Raw genomic sequence first — 14,538 nt, 5'->3', positions numbered from 1 at the left:
ACCCTAACGATCGCTCAGTGTGGGATGCCGCACTGCGCCACCGCGCTTTAGTCAAACTTGCCTATTACGCTTGGGGGGTGTCTGCGACTCGAATGATGATCCTCGGTCTGGTGCGCTGGATGCAGCCGGTGCACGGCTACGACGTGCGCCGCGAACTGTTGAGCTGGGGTGCCGACAAGTGGGCGAACGTGCAGCCCGGCTCGATCTACCACGCCCTGCGCAAGCTGACGGAGGAAGGCCTGCTCAGGGCCGTTGCCACCGAACAGGTCGGCGCTCGTCCGGCGCGCACGACGTACGAGGTGACAGCGGTGGGGGAGGACGAGTTCCAGACAGTGCTGCGCGGCTTCTGGTGGGGCCTGTCGGAGCCGCTGGACCCGTTCTCCGCGGCGTTCGGCTTCCTGCCGGCGCTGCCCCGCCCCGAGGCGGCGGCGGCGCTGCGGAACCGGGCCAACCTGTTGCGCGCCAGTGTCGCCTCGATGCGGGGCTCGTTGGAGTCCGACTGGATACGCAAGAGCAAGCCGGTGCACGTCGCTTGGTTGTTCGAGCTCTGGTCCGAGCGGGCCGAGGCCGAGCTGAGCTGGTGCGAGCGGATCGCGGATCGGATCGAGTCCGGTGTGTCGTACCTGCCTGCTGAGCTGGAGAACGCCGAGGGCTGGTCTGCGTGGCGAGAGGGCGGGGAGCCGCCCGGCTTCGCTGCGAAATAATCAACGTTGACTACAGGCGTTATATCGCGTTAGCCTGCTGGCGGCACAGCGGGGGAGTGCGCCGTCCGGCGTCGTCCCACTCGACGGCCGGCTCGACCGGCCCGAACGACCAGGAGCAGAAATGATCGAGACCAGGGGGCTGCGGAAGTCGTTCCGCTCCCGCGCGGGTCGAGAGACGAAGACGGTGGACGCCGTGCGGGGTGTCAACCTCGACGTCGCCGAAGGCGAGATCTTCGGCTTCCTCGGCCCGAACGGCGCCGGCAAGACCACTACGCTGCGGATGCTCGCCACGCTGATCGAGCCGGACGGCGGCGAAGCCACCATCGCCGGCGCGGACCTGCGGAAGGACCCGGCCGAGGTGCGCCGTCGCATCGGCTACGTCCCGCAGGGCGGCAGCACCTGGGACGAGTCCACCGCCCGTGAGGAACTGGTGCTGCACGCCCGCATGTACGGCATCGGCAAGGCCGACGCGCAGCGCCGCGCCGCCCGCGCGCTGGACGCCTTTCAACTCACCGAGTACGCCGACCGCAAGTGCAAGACCTACTCCGGCGGCCAGCGCCGACGCGTCGAGATCGCACTCGGCATCATCCACGAGCCGAAGATCGTCTTTCTGGACGAGCCGACCACCGGCCTCGACCCGCAGAGCCGTGCGCACATGTGGGACGAGATCCGGCGGCTGCGCAGCGACGGGATGACCGTCTTCATCACCACGCACTACCTGGACGAGGCGGACGCGCTCTGCGACCGCATCGCGATCATGGACAACGGCGAGGTCGTGGCCGAGGGCACCCCGGCCGATCTCAAGCGGGAGATCTCCGGCGACGTGCTGCTGATCGGCCTGGACCTGGCGGCCACCCCGCAGGCCGCCGAGGTGCTCGACACCGAGCCGTACGTCAACAAGCTGGAGACCGCCGACGAGGGCGGCCTGCGGCTCTACGTCGACGAGGGCGCCACCGCGATCCCGCAGGTGCTGCGCAGGCTCGACCACGCCGGGCTGGAGCTGCGCTCGATCGAGCTGCACCGGCCCAGCCTGGACGACGTCTTCCTCACCAAGACCGGCCGCTCGCTGCGCGAGTCCTGAGCACCCACCACAGGAGAATCGTCATGAAACTCGCCCGCGACACCTGGCTGATCTTCCAGCGCCAGATCCAGTTGCTGCTGCGTAACCCGGTCTGGGTCTTCGTCGGTGTCTTCCAGCCGGTGATGTACCTGCTGCTCTTCGCCCCGCTGCTCAAGCCGGCGCTGAACGCGCCCACCCAGGCCGCCGCCTACAAGATCTTCGTGCCCGGTCTGCTGGTGCTGCTGGCCATCTTCGGTGGCCTGTTCCAGGGCTTCGGCCTGATCGCCGAGCTGCGTGCCGGGGTCATCGAACGCTCCCGGGTCACCCCGGTCAGCCGGCTCGCCCTGCTGCTCGGCCGTTCGTTGCGCGACGTGGTCTCGCTCATGGTGCAGGCGGTCATCATCACCCTGCTGGCGCTCCTGTTCGACCTGCGGGTGTACATCGGGGACCTGCTGCTGGCGTACCTGATGCTCGCCCTGATCGCGCTGATGACCTCGGCCGTCTCGTACGGCGTCGCGCTCAAGGTCAAGAGCGAGGACGCGCTGGCTCCACTCATGAACACGGTCGCTCAGCCGGTGCTGCTGCTCTCCGGCATCCTGCTGCCACTGACCTACGCCCCCGGCTGGCTGCAGGGCGTCGCCGACTGGAACCCGTTCTCCTGGGCGGTCGACGGCACCCGTGCGCTCTTCGCCGGCGACCTGGGCAACGACAAGGTCTGGCAGGGGTTGACCATCACCGCGGTTCTCGCTGTCGCGGGGGTCGTCTGGGCGGCCCGCCAATTCGCTCGCAGCGTCCGCTGACCTGCTGCGCGATATCGGGGTGTCCTCAGTAGAGGACACCCCGATTCCCGTGCCGTAAGGGGCGCTCTGCGGCGCGGTCTTGCGTCCGGCCTCGTGGCGTGGTCTCGCGTCCGGCCTCGTGGCGCGGTGTTGCGTCCGGCTCGTGGCGCGGTGTTGCGTCCGTCTGGCTTGCGGCGCGGTTCTGCTTCTGGCTCGTGGTGGTCAGCGCACCCGGGCGAGGGTCAGGCCGTCCGCGACCGGCAGCATCACCGGGTCGACCCGCACGTCGGCCAGCACCTCGTCGTTGAAGGCGGCGATCGCCCGGTCGCCCTCGTTCTGCGGTGCGATCACCCGGCCGCCGCGCAGCACGTTGTCGACGGCGATCACGCCGCCGGGGCGCATCCGGGGCACCAGCTCCGCCCAGTAGACCGGGTAGCCGGTCTTGTCCGCGTCGATGAACGCGAAGTCCAGGTAACGCTCGTTCGGCAGCTCCCGCAGCGTGTCCCCGGCCGGGCCGATGCGCAGCTCGATCCGGTCCTGCACACCGGCCCGAGCCCAGTAGCGCCGGGCGACGCCGGTGAATTCATCCGAGATGTCGAAGCAGGTCAGACGCCCGCCCTCGGGCAGCCCTCGGGCAATCGCCAGCGACGAGAGCCCGGTGAACGTGCCCACCTCGACAGCCTGCCGAACGTCCAGCAGCCGGGTGAGGAAGGTCAGGAACGCGGCCTGCTCCGGAGCCACCTGCATGCTGGCGTGCTCGGGCAGCAGCGAGCGGGTCTCCTCGGCCAGATCCTGAATGATCTCGTCCGGCGGGGCACCGTGCGCAACCAGGTACGCGTGCAGTTCCTCGGTGAGTGGAATCGACTTGGTGGTCATGAGCGCACGCTACCGAGCGATTCAACCGACTGGCCGCCCGGCGCGATCTTTGTCCACAGGTCGGTGATCTGCAGGCCCAGTTCGGCGAGGAGGCGACGCAGGAGCGGCATCGAGAGCCCGACCACCGTGCTCGGATCACCCTCGATCCGCTCCACGAACGGCCCGCCCAACCCGTCGATGGTGAACGCCCCGGCCACCGCCAGCGGCTCACCACTGGCCACGTACGCGGTGATCTCGTCGTCGCTGATGTCGGCGAAGTGGACGGTGGTCGAGGCGACCGCCTCCGCCCGCCGACCAGCGCCAACGTCGACCAGGCAGTGCCCGCTGTGCAGGACACCGCTGCGCCCGCGCATCCGCTGCCAGCGTCGGGTGGCGTCCGCCGAATCCGCCGGCTTGCCGAGAATCTCCCCGTCGAACGCGAGCACCGAGTCACAGCCGATCACCAAGGTCCGCTGGTCGGCGGCGGGACTCAGCCGGGTCAGCACCGCCTGCGCCTTGAGGCGAGCCAGTTCCAGGCACAGATCCTCGGCCCGATCGGTCACCACCAGAGACTCGTCGACCCCGCTGACCAGCACATCCGGCTCGATCCCAGCGGCTTGCAGCAATTTACGTCGGGCAGGGCTCGCCGAGGCGAGCACGAGGCGCAGCGGCACGGAAGCAGACACCGGACCGACGTTACCGGCAAAAGACCCTGACCACCCTCACCCGCCGGCGTTGCCCGCGTCGGCCTCGCCCGGTGTCTGTCGTGGCTGGCGCGGGCGGCGCGGGTGCCGCGGGCGTGGCTCGGGTGGCGCGGGCCTGGCTCGGGTGGCGCGGGCCTGGCTCGGGTGGCGCGGGCCTGGCTCGCGCCTGGCTCGGGTGGCGCGGGCTTGGCTCGGGCCTTGATCGACTCGAGATCCCCGGATATCGGGCTGTCCCACCCGCCCGGACACCCCCAGATCGCCGAACCCGAGTCGATCATTCGGCCGCCGACCCGCCGCATGTCCTCGATCGACTCGACTTCGCTGATGTCGGCCCATCCCACCGCCGCCGATACCCCAACATCACTGACGTCGAGTCGATCAGCGTGCTGCCGCCCGTCAGTGACTGATTCGCGGCGGCGGATCGTCTCTACGACGCCGCCGCCGTACCAGCGCCCATCCCACCCCGGCGGCGACGATCACCCCAAGCGTCGCCAGGCCACGCACGGTCGCACTGCCGTCCTCGCCCTGCCGAGCACCGGCCGTCGTGCTTGAGCCACCACCGGCCGGCGCGCTCACTGACTCAAAACCCAGCGGGGGTACGTCCGCAGTCAGCGCCCCTACAAGATCGATCACGCCATAGCCGTACTCGTCGTCGCGCCCGGGCGGCCCCTTGTCGATGGCCGTGGCGGTGAGTCGGTGCGCCACCTCACGGGCAGGCAGGTACGGATATTTGGACCTGATCAGGGCCGCTGCCCCTGCCACGATCGCGGTCGCGTCGGAGGTGCCGGTGCCTCTGCGGTACTTGCCGTCAATGCTGGTGCTGTAGATGTCGACGGCGGGTGCGACCACATCGATCTCGGGCCCGGTTACTGAGACCGCTGCGTGATTCCCGCTCCGGTCGATTCCCCCGACAGCAATAACCCCGGGGTACGCGGCGGGGAAGCCGACAGATCCGTCGCGTGGTGCGTTGCCCGCCCCTGCAACGATAACGATATTTGCGTGCAGGGCTGTTTCGACAGCGCGTTGCAGCCGGGTATTTGGCCCCGCGACAGAGGAGACGCTGATAACACCAGCCCGTTGGCTGACGGCAAACTCGATTCCAGCGGCGAGATTATCGCTATCGCCATCTTGATCGGTTAGACTGGTTCGAATGGGTAAAATTCTCGCCCCCGGGGCGATGCCTAGTGCGCCGACATTTGCGCCTTGCCCGTGCGCGGCGATCAATCCAGCCATTCCAGTGCCGTGGCTGTTCTCGTCTCGTCGACCATCGCTACTGCCGGCGGAGAGAATGTCGGTGCCGGCCAAGAGGTTCTCGCGTAGGTCAGGGTGCGGTTCGACACCGGTGTCTGGCACGGCTACAACAACTCCATCGCCGCGATTAATTTGCTGCGCCTCGCTGACGCCGAGATAGCCTAAGTGCCACTGATCTTTGCGCACCATTTCGGTCCCAGCGAAATCAGGGTCGCCTTGCACTCTTTCCGGGATAGACGGGCCCAGTGCAAACGCCAGGCATGAGCCAGCTAGCGCTACCCCGAAGGTCTGCAGGATCAACGATCAATACCGATGGCCGGGCCGGGGTCAATAGGCCCTTCTTCGTCCGACTGTTGAACAACCGGGGGGACGCCCTCGTCGACCTTCCACGGCTGGTCGGGATCCCAGCGGCGCTTATCGTCGCTGAGCGTTTCTTGACCATCGGGTCGCAAGGATGACTGACCACCGGGGGATACGCCGGCGCCACTGCTGGCGATTGGGCCGGAGCCCATCGGCGAAAGTCCGTGCACGGCAGTTGCGCCACGTCCGCTCCTTGGACGGGATCCCGCCCCGCCTGTGGGTCCGGTGCCGGCACCGCCACCGCCAATTACGCCTCCCACAGGGTTGATGCGGCGAGGGGGGCTTGCTCCACCTCCTGGTTGGCTAAGTCCCATTCCTGGGACTCCGCCAATTAGGCCACCAGGAGGCAATGGTCGCGGTTTTGCATTAGGATTCCCATTAGCGCCCGTTGCGCTGCCAGGCTGATTTAAAGGGTAGGGCTGGCCGTGTGGTGCCCCTGGCGCATTTCCTCGTGCAGGAGCAGCCCGAGAGAACGGTGGTACCCCGAGTCCAGGTGTTGGGCCTGGTGTCGTTGGTGGCGCGGCACCAATCGGCGGGCCAGGATTTGTCAGGCCGGGGGTTGCTGCGTTGCCTATCCCGCCAAGCACTGGACCAAGGCCGGGCGCAGTCGGTGCCGGCACTGACTTGCTAGCCGAACCTGAGCGGGTTTCCGATGACGTTGGGAGCGGCACTGAGACGATGGGAGGGATGACGGGAGCGGCAGAAGTTCCGCCGTACACGTCCGGGTCGCCTTGGTCGATGCCTGGATTAGCTCTCGGCCTTGGCGGAGGTTGACGGAGAGTGGCTTGGGCTTGTTGGAGTTCGCCGCTGAGGTTGAACATCATTCCGCGCGCCTGCACGTTCAGCCGTTCCAGTTCGGCGTCGGTCACCGGTGATTCCGTGACGCGGCTGCCCATGACCGCCTTCGGGTCGCTGACCGTGGCGTCGTACGCCTGCTTCTGCTGGCGCTTGGTCGCGTACTCCTCGTAGACCTTGCGGAGTTCGGCTCGGGTGGTGCCGATGGCATGGGTGGCGGCGGACAGCGCGGTGTAGTTCGCGGCGGCGGCATCGTGGGTGTGCCGCACCTTGTCGATGAGCTCGTCCAGCTCGGCGAGGTACGCGCCGGAGGCGGCGCTGGTCTCTGGCGGCCATGCCTCGGCCAGCCCGCGCCGGTATTCCTGAAGCCGGCCGAGGTGGATCTGTGCCAGGTCGCAGACCTTGCGCCAGCCGGCGACCTGCTTCCAGTGGTTGGCGGTGTCGTGGTCCTGCAGGCAGGCCCACATGTTGTCGACGGTCATGAGCTGCCAGTCGGTGAGGCCGGACGTGCGGCCGCTGCCCCGTTCGATCATGGCAGCACCACCGGGCTTTCGCTGTCGGGGCCGGTCGGGTCGATCAGCGTGGGCGTCGGGCCACCGGGCAGGGCGGTGCGCGGGTCGGCGAGGGCCTGTTGCACGTCGACGACGCGGGCGGCGGAGAAGACGTCGCTGTCGGCGTACTGCGTGGCGACGCGGTCGGCGGCGGCGGCCAGGTGGCCGGTGGCGCCCCGGACGGCGTACACCATGTCGGTGGTGGCCTGCTGCGTCTCGTGGTGTGCGTGCAGGAAGGTGACCAGCTCGATGAAGGCGTCGCACGGATTGGGCAGCTTGGCGGACATGTCGTCGGCGATGTACGACAGGTGTGGCGCGTAGTTGCTCTCGACCTCGGCGGCGAGTCGGTCGGCGAACTCCCGGAGCTGGCGGATGTCGGCCTCGATGCCGCCGTAGTTGCGCAGCCAGGGCGCTGGCCGGTCCTCTTCGGGGATCATCGATCCTCCCTACCTGTCACGGCACCGTCTCCCTCAGTGAGGTTAACGGCTCAGAGCGACCCTGGCAGCCCCCCGTGCGGCGGGTCGGATCAGCGAGGCAGTGCGGCGGAGCGCCATCCGGCCGCACCAGCCGGTCGGCCGCTGCGGGCCCAGGCGGACGTGGTCACGCGCTCAGGGGCGGCGGCCGGGCGGGACCGGACGATGATCGCCCCCACCAGTGCGGCCAGTTCCTCGGCGGTGGGCACGCCGCGGACGACCCGGAACAGCGGCTCTTCGGCAGACATGACGCCAGGGTACGCGGCGCGAAGTTGCGCGGAGCGCACAGTGGCGTGCCGGCGGTGTGAGGGTCGGACCCGCCGGGTACCGTCTCACCGATGTCGAACCCGCTCCCCCAACTTGTCGCTGACCGATACCGGCTTCTTTCGCCGCTCGGCCAGGGTGGCATGGGCCGAGTGTGGAAGGCACGCGACGAGGTGCTGCACCGTGACGTCGCCATCAAGGAGTTGGTGCCCCCGCCCGGCCTCACCGACGAGGAGCGCCGCGAGATGCGGGAGCGCTCACTGCGTGAGGCGCGGGCCATCGCCCGGCTCAACCACGTCAACGTGGTTCGCATCTTCGACGTGCTCCGCACGGACGGCGACCCGTGGATCGTCATGGAGTACGTGGCGTCGAAGTCGTTGCAGGACACTCTGGCCACGGACGGGCCGGTGTCACCAGCGCGGGCGGTGGAGATCGGTCTCGGCGTGTTGGGTGCCCTCAACGCGGCGCACAAGGCCGGCGTCATGCACCGCGACGTCAAGCCCGGCAACGTGCTGCTCGGCGACGACGGCCGCGTGGTGCTGACCGATTTTGGTCTCGCCACCATCCCGGGCGACCCGAACGTCACTCGCACCGGCATGGTGCTGGGTTCGCCCGCGTACATCTCGCCGGAGCGGGCCCGGGACGGCACCGCCGGGCCGGAGGCCGACCTCTGGTCGCTGGGCGCCACGCTCTACGCCGCGGTCGAGGGCAAATCGCCGTACGCTCGGCCGTCGGCGATCGGCACCCTCGCGGCGCTGGCCACCGAGCCGATGCCGCCGCCGAAGAACGCCGGTCCGCTGCGGGCGGTGCTCAACGGCCTGCTGCAGAAGGACCCGAACGAGCGGATCAACGCCGAGGTGGCGGAACGTCTGTTGCGCCGCGCCGGAGGCAAGCGGGCTCGCGGCATCTCGCTGTTGGATGGCGTACGCCGGCCCGGGCCGAACGGCCCGCGCGAGCCGCGCCCGCCGCTCGTGCCGGCGCCGCGACCCGCCGAGGACGCCACCGACAAGCCGGTGTCCCCACCCGCGCCCCCGGCGCCGTCGGTGGCTTCGGTCTCCGCCGTCGACGCCACGCCGACGGCCATCGTGCCGGCCGGTCCGGAGGCCGACCCGACCACGAAGGTGCCGGCCGAGCCGGCCGCCACGATCGACGAGCCGTCCGCGTCGGAGGCCGAGCCCGCCGCGGGCGTCACGGTTTCGGGCGACACGGTCGTCGACGGTACGACGACAGCCGACGACGAGCCGACCGCGGTCGACGGTCCGGCGGTCGAGCCGCTGCCGCCGGTGCAGCGCAGGCCGCCGACCACTCCAACGTCGGTCATTCCGGCCCAGACCAGCCCGACGGGGCGCGCGCCGGTGCCGCTGTCGGATGGCACGAAGCCGACCAACACCCGACGCAACCTGCTGATCGGGGCCGTGGTGGCTCTGCTGCTGATCGGCCTCGTGGTGATCGTGCCGCTGCTGACCAAGGGCGACGGTGATACGCCGCAGGCCAAGCCGACCGGTGCGGCTGTGACGTCGGCGCCGGCGCAGACGTCCGCGCCCGCGGTGCCCCCGCCCACCACCGGTGCGCCCAGTCCTACGCCCTCGGCCACGCCGTCGGTCGACCCGAACGCGCTGCCAGCGGGCTGGACGCTGCACAAGGACCCGACCGGCTTCTCCCTGCCGCTGCCCAATGGCTGGGTGCGCAAGGACGTCGGCGACAACACGATCGTCTTCGACCAGACCAACGGGCCTGGTGAGCTGCTCGTGCAGTGGACCTCCACGCCGAAGAAGGACGCGTACGCCGACTGGAACAGCATCGAGGGTGATCGCCGCAAGATCGTCAAGGACTACCAGAAGCTCGGCATCGAGAAATGCAACTTCTGGCGGACCTGCGCGGACTGGGATTGGCTGGAGACCCGCGACGGCACCCGGATCCACGTCCGCAACCGGGGCTTCGTGACCGCCACCAACCGGGGCTACGCCCTGCGCTGGGAGGTCGCCGCGAAGGACTGGGAGGCCAACGTGCCGAACTTCAACCGGATCGCCGCGGGCTTCGTGCCCGACCGCAAGAACTGAAAATCAACTAGTGCGAGCCTTGTTCGCATGACCTTGCGTCGACGGGGGTACCAGTACCTCACGACGGAAGGAGGTACGACCGATGAGTTACCGACGCAAGGCGGCGAAGCCCCGCTTGGCACTGTGGATGCTCGTCGCGCTCGGCGACCTCGTCCTGCTGCTCGTCGCCGCCGGTGTGCCGGCAATGGTTGCGCTGCTCGGGGTGTTGACGGTCACGGGTCTGGCGGTGGGTGGCTGGCGGCTGGGCCGCAGGGTCGATCTGGCCCGCGAGGGGACAGTGGCATCGCCGGTCCGGGTGCCGGTGGTGAATCGGCGTCGCGCCTGACCGCCGTACCGGTGGCGTGGCGGCAGCCGGACCGACTGTCGACTTTCGAGTGACCGTCGATCCCGCTGCCGCCAACCGCCGATCGATCAGGTGTTGTTGGCCAGCGCGATGAGCCGGCTCCGGTCGCCGTTCCAGTAGTTGCGGTCGACGTTGCCGCTGATTCCGGAGACGGCTCCGGTGCTGGTGTACTGCCAGAAGCTCCACACCGGTGCGCCGGCCGGCAGGGCGCCCGGCGTGCTCGACCAGCGGGCCAGCCAGAGCGGGTGATTCGCCCACGGGCCCGTCCAACTGCCGGTGCACTGGTTCCACCAGCTCGTGGTGGTGTAGATGACCGCGTACCGGCCGGTGCGGGAGCGGTAGGTGTTGAGGAAGTCTTGGACCCAGTTGCGCATCCCGGTGGTGCTCAGCCCGTAGCAGTAACCCCCGCTGTACGGGTTGGCCTCGATGTCGAGCGCGGCCGGCAGGGTGCGGCTGTCCGCCGACCAGGCGCCACCATTGGAAGCCAGGTAGTTCGCCTGGGTCGAGCCGGCGGAGATGTTCGGTCGCGCGAAGTGGTACGCGCCCCGGATCACCCCGGCGTTGTACGCGTTGACGTAGTTCGCGTTGAACCTCGAATCCTTGACGCTGGTGCCCTCGGTCGCCTTGATGAAGGCGAACTGGATGCCGGCGTTGCGGACGCTCGTCCAGTTGATGCTGCCCTGGTAGTGGGACACGTCAACGCCGGGCGTGGTGGCGGCGGCCGCCGGGCCGGCGGTCGCGACCACGGTCGCCGCAGCGGCGGCGAGCACGGTGAGGCCGGCCGCGAGCACGCGGCGCAGCGGTGATCTGGTACGGGCCATGGCTGCCTCCAAAGACGTCGGTTCATCGATATTCATCTTTGGAGATAACTGCCCTTGATCGCAAGCATGGTAGAAGAAAGCTTCATCAGGGAGTGACGGCTGTGCTACTGAACAGACCGAAACCGATCAGCGCAGGGTGGCCGGGTCGAGCTGCCAGCGAAACGGCTCGGCGTGGTGGTGCAGGGATTCCGCACTCACCGACGGTCACCTCCCGCTCCGCTCGCCACCCGATCAGTCCCCAACAACATGAGCCGATGGCCCGGGACCGACACCGGAACGCCGCCGGTAGGCTCGCGCCCCATGATGTCGATCGACGGGCTGGGCGACCTGTGGGACACGCTGTTCGGCGCACAGCCGGACCCGCCCCCGCTGCTGGTGCTGATCACCGCGGCGGTCGCGCTGCTCGTGGTCGCCACCCGGCTGCCCTGGCGGATCGCCCGCAACGCGATCACCATTGCGCATGAGGGTGGACACGCGCTGGTGGCTCTGCTCACCGGCCGCAAGCTGCGGGGCATCCGGCTGCACTCGGACACCAGCGGGTTGACGCTCTCGGCGGGTCGGCCCACCGGGCCCGGCATGATCCTCACCCTGCTCGCCGGCTACGTCGCTCCGCCGCTGGTCGGGCTGGCCGGTGCCTGGCTGCTCGGCGGCAACCGGATCACCCTGCTGCTCTGGGTCGCCGTGGCGTTGTTGCTCGCCATGCTGGTCATGATCCGCAACGTCTTCGGCGTCGTGTCGTTGCTGGTCACCGGCGCGCTGGTGCTCGCCGTCTCCTGGTACGCCACTCCGCAGGTGCAGGCCGCGTTCGCGTACACCGGGGTGTGGTTCCTGCTGCTCGGCGGGGTGCGGCCGGTGGTGGAGCTGCAGCAGCTCCGCTCGCGCGGCCGGATGCCCGCCTCCGACGCCGATCAGCTGGCCGGCCTGACCCCGTTCCCGGCGTTCTTCTGGGTCACGGTCTTCGCCCTGGTCAACCTGGTCGCGCTCGTCGCCGGCGCGCTGCTCCTGGCCGGCCCGATCCTCACCGACGCAGGCCTGACGGTCTGACCGGGGGCGGGCAGAATGAGGCCATGCGATACGTGATCATCGGGGCCGGCGCGGTCGGCGGGACCATCGGCGTACGGCTGGCCGAGGCCGGTCACGACGTGACCCTGGTGGCGCGCGGGCCGCACCTGGACGCGATCCGCGCCCGGGGTCTGACCCTGCGCCAGCCCGACGGGGAGGTCACCGCTCGGCTCGCCGCCGTGGACGGCCCCGGTGACGAGCCGCTGCCCGCCGACACGGTGCTGGTCCTCACCGTGAAGTCGCAGGACACCGAGGGGGCGCTCGCCACGTGGGTGGACGCGCCGGTGGCGGGCGGCGGTACGGCGGGGGAGCGGCTCCCGCTGGTCACCGCGCAGAACGGGGTGGCGAACGAGCGGGTCGCGCTGCGGCTCTTCGCCGACGTGCACCCGGTCTGCGTCTGGCTGCCGGCCACCCACCTGGACCCGGGCGTGGTGGTGGCCAACGGTCACCCGCACCCGGGGATGCTGCACATCGGGCGGTACCCGAGCGGCGCCGACGACACCGACCAAGCGATCGCCGCCGACCTGACCGCGGCCGGGTTCGTCGCGCCGATCCGCCCGGATGTCATGCGCTGGAAGTACGGCAAGCTGCTCAACAACGTCGGCAACGGCCTCCAGGCGCTGCTCGGCCGGGATTTCCCGGAGGAGCTGTTCGAGCGGGTACGTGCGGAAGCTGTCGCCGCGTTCACCGGCGCGGGCATCGCGTACACCTCGTCGGAGGAGGAGGCGGCCGAACGTGGCGACCTGGTCCAGCAGCGCCCGGTCCGGGGTGAGGAGCGCTCCGGTGGCTCCACCTGGCAGAGCCTCGCCCGGGGCGTCGGCTCCACCGAGGTCGACCACCTGAACGGGGAGATCGCGCTGCTCGGTCGGCTGCACGGCGTACCGACGCCGGTCAACGTGGCCGTGCAACGGGCGGTACGCCGGGCTGCCCGGGACCGGATCCCGGCCGGCGGGTTTCCGCTCGCCGACGTGGAGAAGATGATTCCCTGACCGCGGCAACCGGCGGCCCCACCTGGCGCGTGTTCCCTGCGACCGACACGGGGAGGTAGCGGGTGCCGGACGTCGACGGATTCGACGAGTTCTACCGCGCGAGCCGGCAACGGCTGCTCGGTTTCGTCTACGCGCTCACCGGTGACCGGGGTGAGGCGCAGGACGCCGTGCAGGAGGCGTACATCCGGGCGTGGCAGCGCTGGTCGATGGTCAGCCGGTACGACGAGCCGGAGGCGTGGGTGCGGGTGGTGGCCAGCCGGATCGCGGTCAGCCGGTGGCGGAGTCTGCGCAGCCGTGCTCGCGCGTACCTGCGGCACGGCGCCACCGAGACCGTTCCCGGTCCGGGCACCGACACCGTCGAGGTGGTGGCCGCGCTGCGTCGTCTGCCCGAGGAGCAACGCACCGCGATCGCCCTGTACTACCTGGTCGGTATGCCGGTCGCCGAGGTGGCGCGGGAGACCGCCGCCCCGGTCGGCACGGTGAAGGCCAGGCTCTCCCGAGGGCGCACCGCGCTCGCCGGGCTGCTCGCCGTCTCTGACCTTGAGGAGGCAACCGATGCGTGACGAGCTGATGATCGTCGAACGCATCCACCGGGACCTGTCGGACGTACGGTGGCCCGAGCCGCAGGAGATCCGGGCCCGAGCGCGGCGGCGCCGCCGACGGACCGCTGTGGCGGCGACGGTGGTGTTGACGCTGGCAGGGGTTTCCGCGTTCACCCTCGTCTCAGCCGAGCGAGAGTCAGCGCCGCCCTCGCTGACCGCACCTGTCCGTGGTGAGATCACGGCCGACTCGCTGTTGCAACCCGCCGACCTGCCGCAGCCCGCGCAGATGGCACTCAGCGAGTCCGGGCTGCGGGAGTCGCTCCGCCTCGACGATGTGCTGGGCTACTGCCGATCAAGCCAGGGAATGCTGCCGGTATGGCAGGCATCCCGGTGGTCAAGGTCGCAGACCCTCCTACGGGTACGCCCCGCAGGCGACGTCGGCACCTCCAACGACGTGCTGCTCAGCCAGGACCTGTATCGGGTGACCCCCGAGGCGGCGGACGCGTTCTTCACCGACCTCGACCGGTTGCTGGCACCCTGCGCCGAGTGGCGCAGCGTCGGACCGTACGAGGTGGCGGGAGTGTCGGGCACCGGAGAGGCGGTGCACCGCTGGACGGTGGTCCAGCGGGACTTTGCCGGCGACGGGGCGGCCCTGCTGCGCCACACGGTGTCGCCACCACGCGACCAGAAGACCGGTAAGGCCATTGGGGGCGCGCCCGCACCGACCAGCACGGCCGTGGTCAGGGTGGGTGACCTGATCGCGGTGCTGAGTCTGGGCCGGCAAGGCACCGAGCGCGACCTGAGCCGGATCGCCGCGGTGGCGGCCCGTCGCATGTGCCTGGCCGCCAACCCGCCCTGCTGACCGTGAGTCGGTCCTGATCCGCACAACTTCAGGGATGTTGCTGCCTCGCGGCGGCCGGAGGCA

At 69.8% G+C, this 14,538-nt stretch carries 16 protein-coding genes; 9 read left to right on the top strand and 7 right to left on the bottom strand.

Annotated elements, in window-relative coordinates; genetic code table 11:
• Positions 1-92: 92 nt before the first annotated feature.
• The 3 genes from V6V47_RS19995 (at position 93) to V6V47_RS19985 (ending at position 2,564) form a co-directional block, all read left to right on the top strand.
• Positions 93-704, top strand: a complete 612-nt coding sequence (locus V6V47_RS19995; protein WP_334629842.1) for a PadR family transcriptional regulator — start codon at positions 93-95, stop codon at positions 702-704.
• 121 nt (positions 705-825) lie between these two features.
• Positions 826-1,785: an ATP-binding cassette domain-containing protein gene (locus V6V47_RS19990; RefSeq protein ID WP_334629806.1), complete on the top strand. Its 960-nt coding sequence runs from the start codon at positions 826-828 to the stop codon at positions 1,783-1,785.
• A 23-nt stretch (positions 1,786-1,808) separates the two neighbouring features.
• A complete protein-coding gene (locus V6V47_RS19985; protein ID WP_334629805.1) occupies positions 1,809-2,564 on the top strand; it encodes an ABC transporter permease in 756 nt (251 codons plus the stop codon).
• 201 nt (positions 2,565-2,765) lie between these two features.
• On the opposite strand, the gene V6V47_RS19980 is transcribed toward V6V47_RS19985, so the two are convergent.
• The 6 genes from V6V47_RS19980 to V6V47_RS19955 all read right to left on the bottom strand — a co-directional run bounded on the left by V6V47_RS19980 (position 2,766) and on the right by V6V47_RS19955 (position 7,780).
• Complete coding sequence (locus V6V47_RS19980; RefSeq protein ID WP_334629804.1) at positions 2,766-3,419, bottom strand: O-methyltransferase; 654 nt, start codon at positions 3,417-3,419, stop codon at positions 2,766-2,768.
• Positions 3,416-4,084: a Maf family protein gene (locus tag V6V47_RS19975; RefSeq protein ID WP_334629803.1), complete on the bottom strand. Its 669-nt coding sequence runs from the start codon at positions 4,082-4,084 to the stop codon at positions 3,416-3,418. Before V6V47_RS19975 ends, V6V47_RS19980 begins: the two co-directional genes overlap by 4 nt.
• A 414-nt stretch (positions 4,085-4,498) precedes the next feature.
• Positions 4,499-5,542 carry a S8 family serine peptidase gene (locus V6V47_RS19970; protein ID WP_442934270.1) on the bottom strand — a complete coding sequence of 348 codons (1,044 nt, stop codon included), beginning with the start codon at positions 5,540-5,542 and terminating at the stop codon, positions 4,499-4,501.
• 107 nt (positions 5,543-5,649) lie between these two features.
• On the bottom strand, positions 5,650-7,041 hold the full coding sequence (locus tag V6V47_RS19965) for a hypothetical protein (RefSeq protein ID WP_334629801.1): 1,392 nt from the start codon (positions 7,039-7,041) through the stop codon (positions 5,650-5,652).
• Positions 7,038-7,496, bottom strand: coding sequence for a hypothetical protein (locus V6V47_RS19960; protein ID WP_334629800.1), 459 nt, complete (start codon positions 7,494-7,496; stop codon positions 7,038-7,040). The genes V6V47_RS19965 and V6V47_RS19960 overlap by 4 nt, the downstream gene beginning before the upstream one ends.
• An 89-nt stretch (positions 7,497-7,585) precedes the next feature.
• Positions 7,586-7,780: an acyl-CoA carboxylase subunit epsilon gene (locus V6V47_RS19955; protein ID WP_334629799.1), complete on the bottom strand. Its 195-nt coding sequence runs from the start codon at positions 7,778-7,780 to the stop codon at positions 7,586-7,588.
• Positions 7,781-7,870: 90 nt separating this feature from the next.
• On the opposite strand from V6V47_RS19955, the gene V6V47_RS19950 reads away from it, so the two are divergent.
• Positions 7,871-9,856, top strand: a complete 1,986-nt coding sequence (locus V6V47_RS19950) for a serine/threonine-protein kinase (protein ID WP_334629798.1) — start codon at positions 7,871-7,873, stop codon at positions 9,854-9,856.
• 82 nt (positions 9,857-9,938) lie between these two features.
• On the top strand, positions 9,939-10,181 hold the full coding sequence (locus tag V6V47_RS19945; protein ID WP_334629797.1) for a hypothetical protein: 243 nt from the start codon (positions 9,939-9,941) through the stop codon (positions 10,179-10,181).
• A gap of 86 nt (positions 10,182-10,267) precedes the next feature.
• On the opposite strand, the gene V6V47_RS19940 is transcribed toward V6V47_RS19945, so the two are convergent.
• Positions 10,268-11,020, bottom strand: coding sequence for a GH25 family lysozyme (locus V6V47_RS19940; protein ID WP_334629796.1), 753 nt, complete (start codon positions 11,018-11,020; stop codon positions 10,268-10,270).
• Positions 11,021-11,320: 300 nt separating this feature from the next.
• Here V6V47_RS19940 and V6V47_RS19935 point away from each other — a divergent pair, with 300 nt between their 5' ends.
• From V6V47_RS19935 to V6V47_RS19920, 4 genes are all read left to right on the top strand, one after another.
• The gene (locus tag V6V47_RS19935) at positions 11,321-12,064 is read left to right on the top strand and encodes a M50 family metallopeptidase (protein ID WP_334629795.1); all 744 of its coding nucleotides are present in this window, start codon (positions 11,321-11,323) and stop codon (positions 12,062-12,064) included.
• A gap of 23 nt (positions 12,065-12,087) precedes the next feature.
• On the top strand, positions 12,088-13,071 hold the full coding sequence (locus V6V47_RS19930; RefSeq protein ID WP_334629794.1) for a ketopantoate reductase family protein: 984 nt from the start codon (positions 12,088-12,090) through the stop codon (positions 13,069-13,071).
• A gap of 62 nt (positions 13,072-13,133) precedes the next feature.
• A complete protein-coding gene (locus tag V6V47_RS19925; protein WP_334629793.1) occupies positions 13,134-13,634 on the top strand; it encodes a SigE family RNA polymerase sigma factor in 501 nt (166 codons plus the stop codon).
• Positions 13,627-14,475 (top strand): hypothetical protein, encoded by an 849-nt coding sequence (locus V6V47_RS19920; RefSeq protein ID WP_334629792.1) that lies wholly within the window; start codon positions 13,627-13,629, stop codon positions 14,473-14,475. Before V6V47_RS19925 ends, V6V47_RS19920 begins: the two co-directional genes overlap by 8 nt.
• Positions 14,476-14,538: the final 63 nt, after the last annotated feature.

It is taken from the genome of Micromonospora sp. CPCC 205539 (assembly GCF_036906815.1).
In the GTDB taxonomy this organism is placed as follows: domain Bacteria; phylum Actinomycetota; class Actinomycetes; order Mycobacteriales; family Micromonosporaceae; genus Micromonospora.
The sequence above is the reverse complement of the archived record's forward strand: the minus strand, read 5'-3'. Positions and strand labels throughout refer to the sequence as shown.

Bases quoted from the DNA above. Each gene is read 5' to 3' on its own strand.
- V6V47_RS19950 (WP_334629798.1), top strand. From the start codon at position 7,871: ATGTCGAACCCGCTCCCCCAACTTGTCGCTGACCGATACCGGCTTCTT.
- V6V47_RS19930 (WP_334629794.1), top strand. From the start codon at position 12,088: ATGCGATACGTGATCATCGGGGCCGGCGCGGTCGGCGGGACCATCGGC.
- V6V47_RS19955 (WP_334629799.1), bottom strand. From the start codon at position 7,780: ATGTCTGCCGAAGAGCCGCTGTTCCGGGTCGTCCGCGGCGTGCCCACC.
- V6V47_RS19990 (WP_334629806.1), top strand. From the start codon at position 826: ATGATCGAGACCAGGGGGCTGCGGAAGTCGTTCCGCTCCCGCGCGGGT.
- V6V47_RS19985 (WP_334629805.1), top strand. From the start codon at position 1,809: ATGAAACTCGCCCGCGACACCTGGCTGATCTTCCAGCGCCAGATCCAG.
- V6V47_RS19940 (WP_334629796.1), bottom strand. From the start codon at position 11,020: ATGGCCCGTACCAGATCACCGCTGCGCCGCGTGCTCGCGGCCGGCCTC.
- V6V47_RS19935 (WP_334629795.1), top strand. From the start codon at position 11,321: ATGATGTCGATCGACGGGCTGGGCGACCTGTGGGACACGCTGTTCGGC.
- V6V47_RS19980 (WP_334629804.1), bottom strand. From the start codon at position 3,419: ATGACCACCAAGTCGATTCCACTCACCGAGGAACTGCACGCGTACCTG.
- V6V47_RS19970 (WP_442934270.1), bottom strand. From the start codon at position 5,542: ATGGTGCGCAAAGATCAGTGGCACTTAGGCTATCTCGGCGTCAGCGAG.
- V6V47_RS19960 (WP_334629800.1), bottom strand. From the start codon at position 7,496: ATGATCCCCGAAGAGGACCGGCCAGCGCCCTGGCTGCGCAACTACGGC.
- V6V47_RS19945 (WP_334629797.1), top strand. From the start codon at position 9,939: ATGAGTTACCGACGCAAGGCGGCGAAGCCCCGCTTGGCACTGTGGATG.
- V6V47_RS19965 (WP_334629801.1), bottom strand. From the start codon at position 7,041: ATGATCGAACGGGGCAGCGGCCGCACGTCCGGCCTCACCGACTGGCAG.
- V6V47_RS19920 (WP_334629792.1), top strand. From the start codon at position 13,627: ATGCGTGACGAGCTGATGATCGTCGAACGCATCCACCGGGACCTGTCG.
- V6V47_RS19995 (WP_334629842.1), top strand. From the start codon at position 93: ATGATGATCCTCGGTCTGGTGCGCTGGATGCAGCCGGTGCACGGCTAC.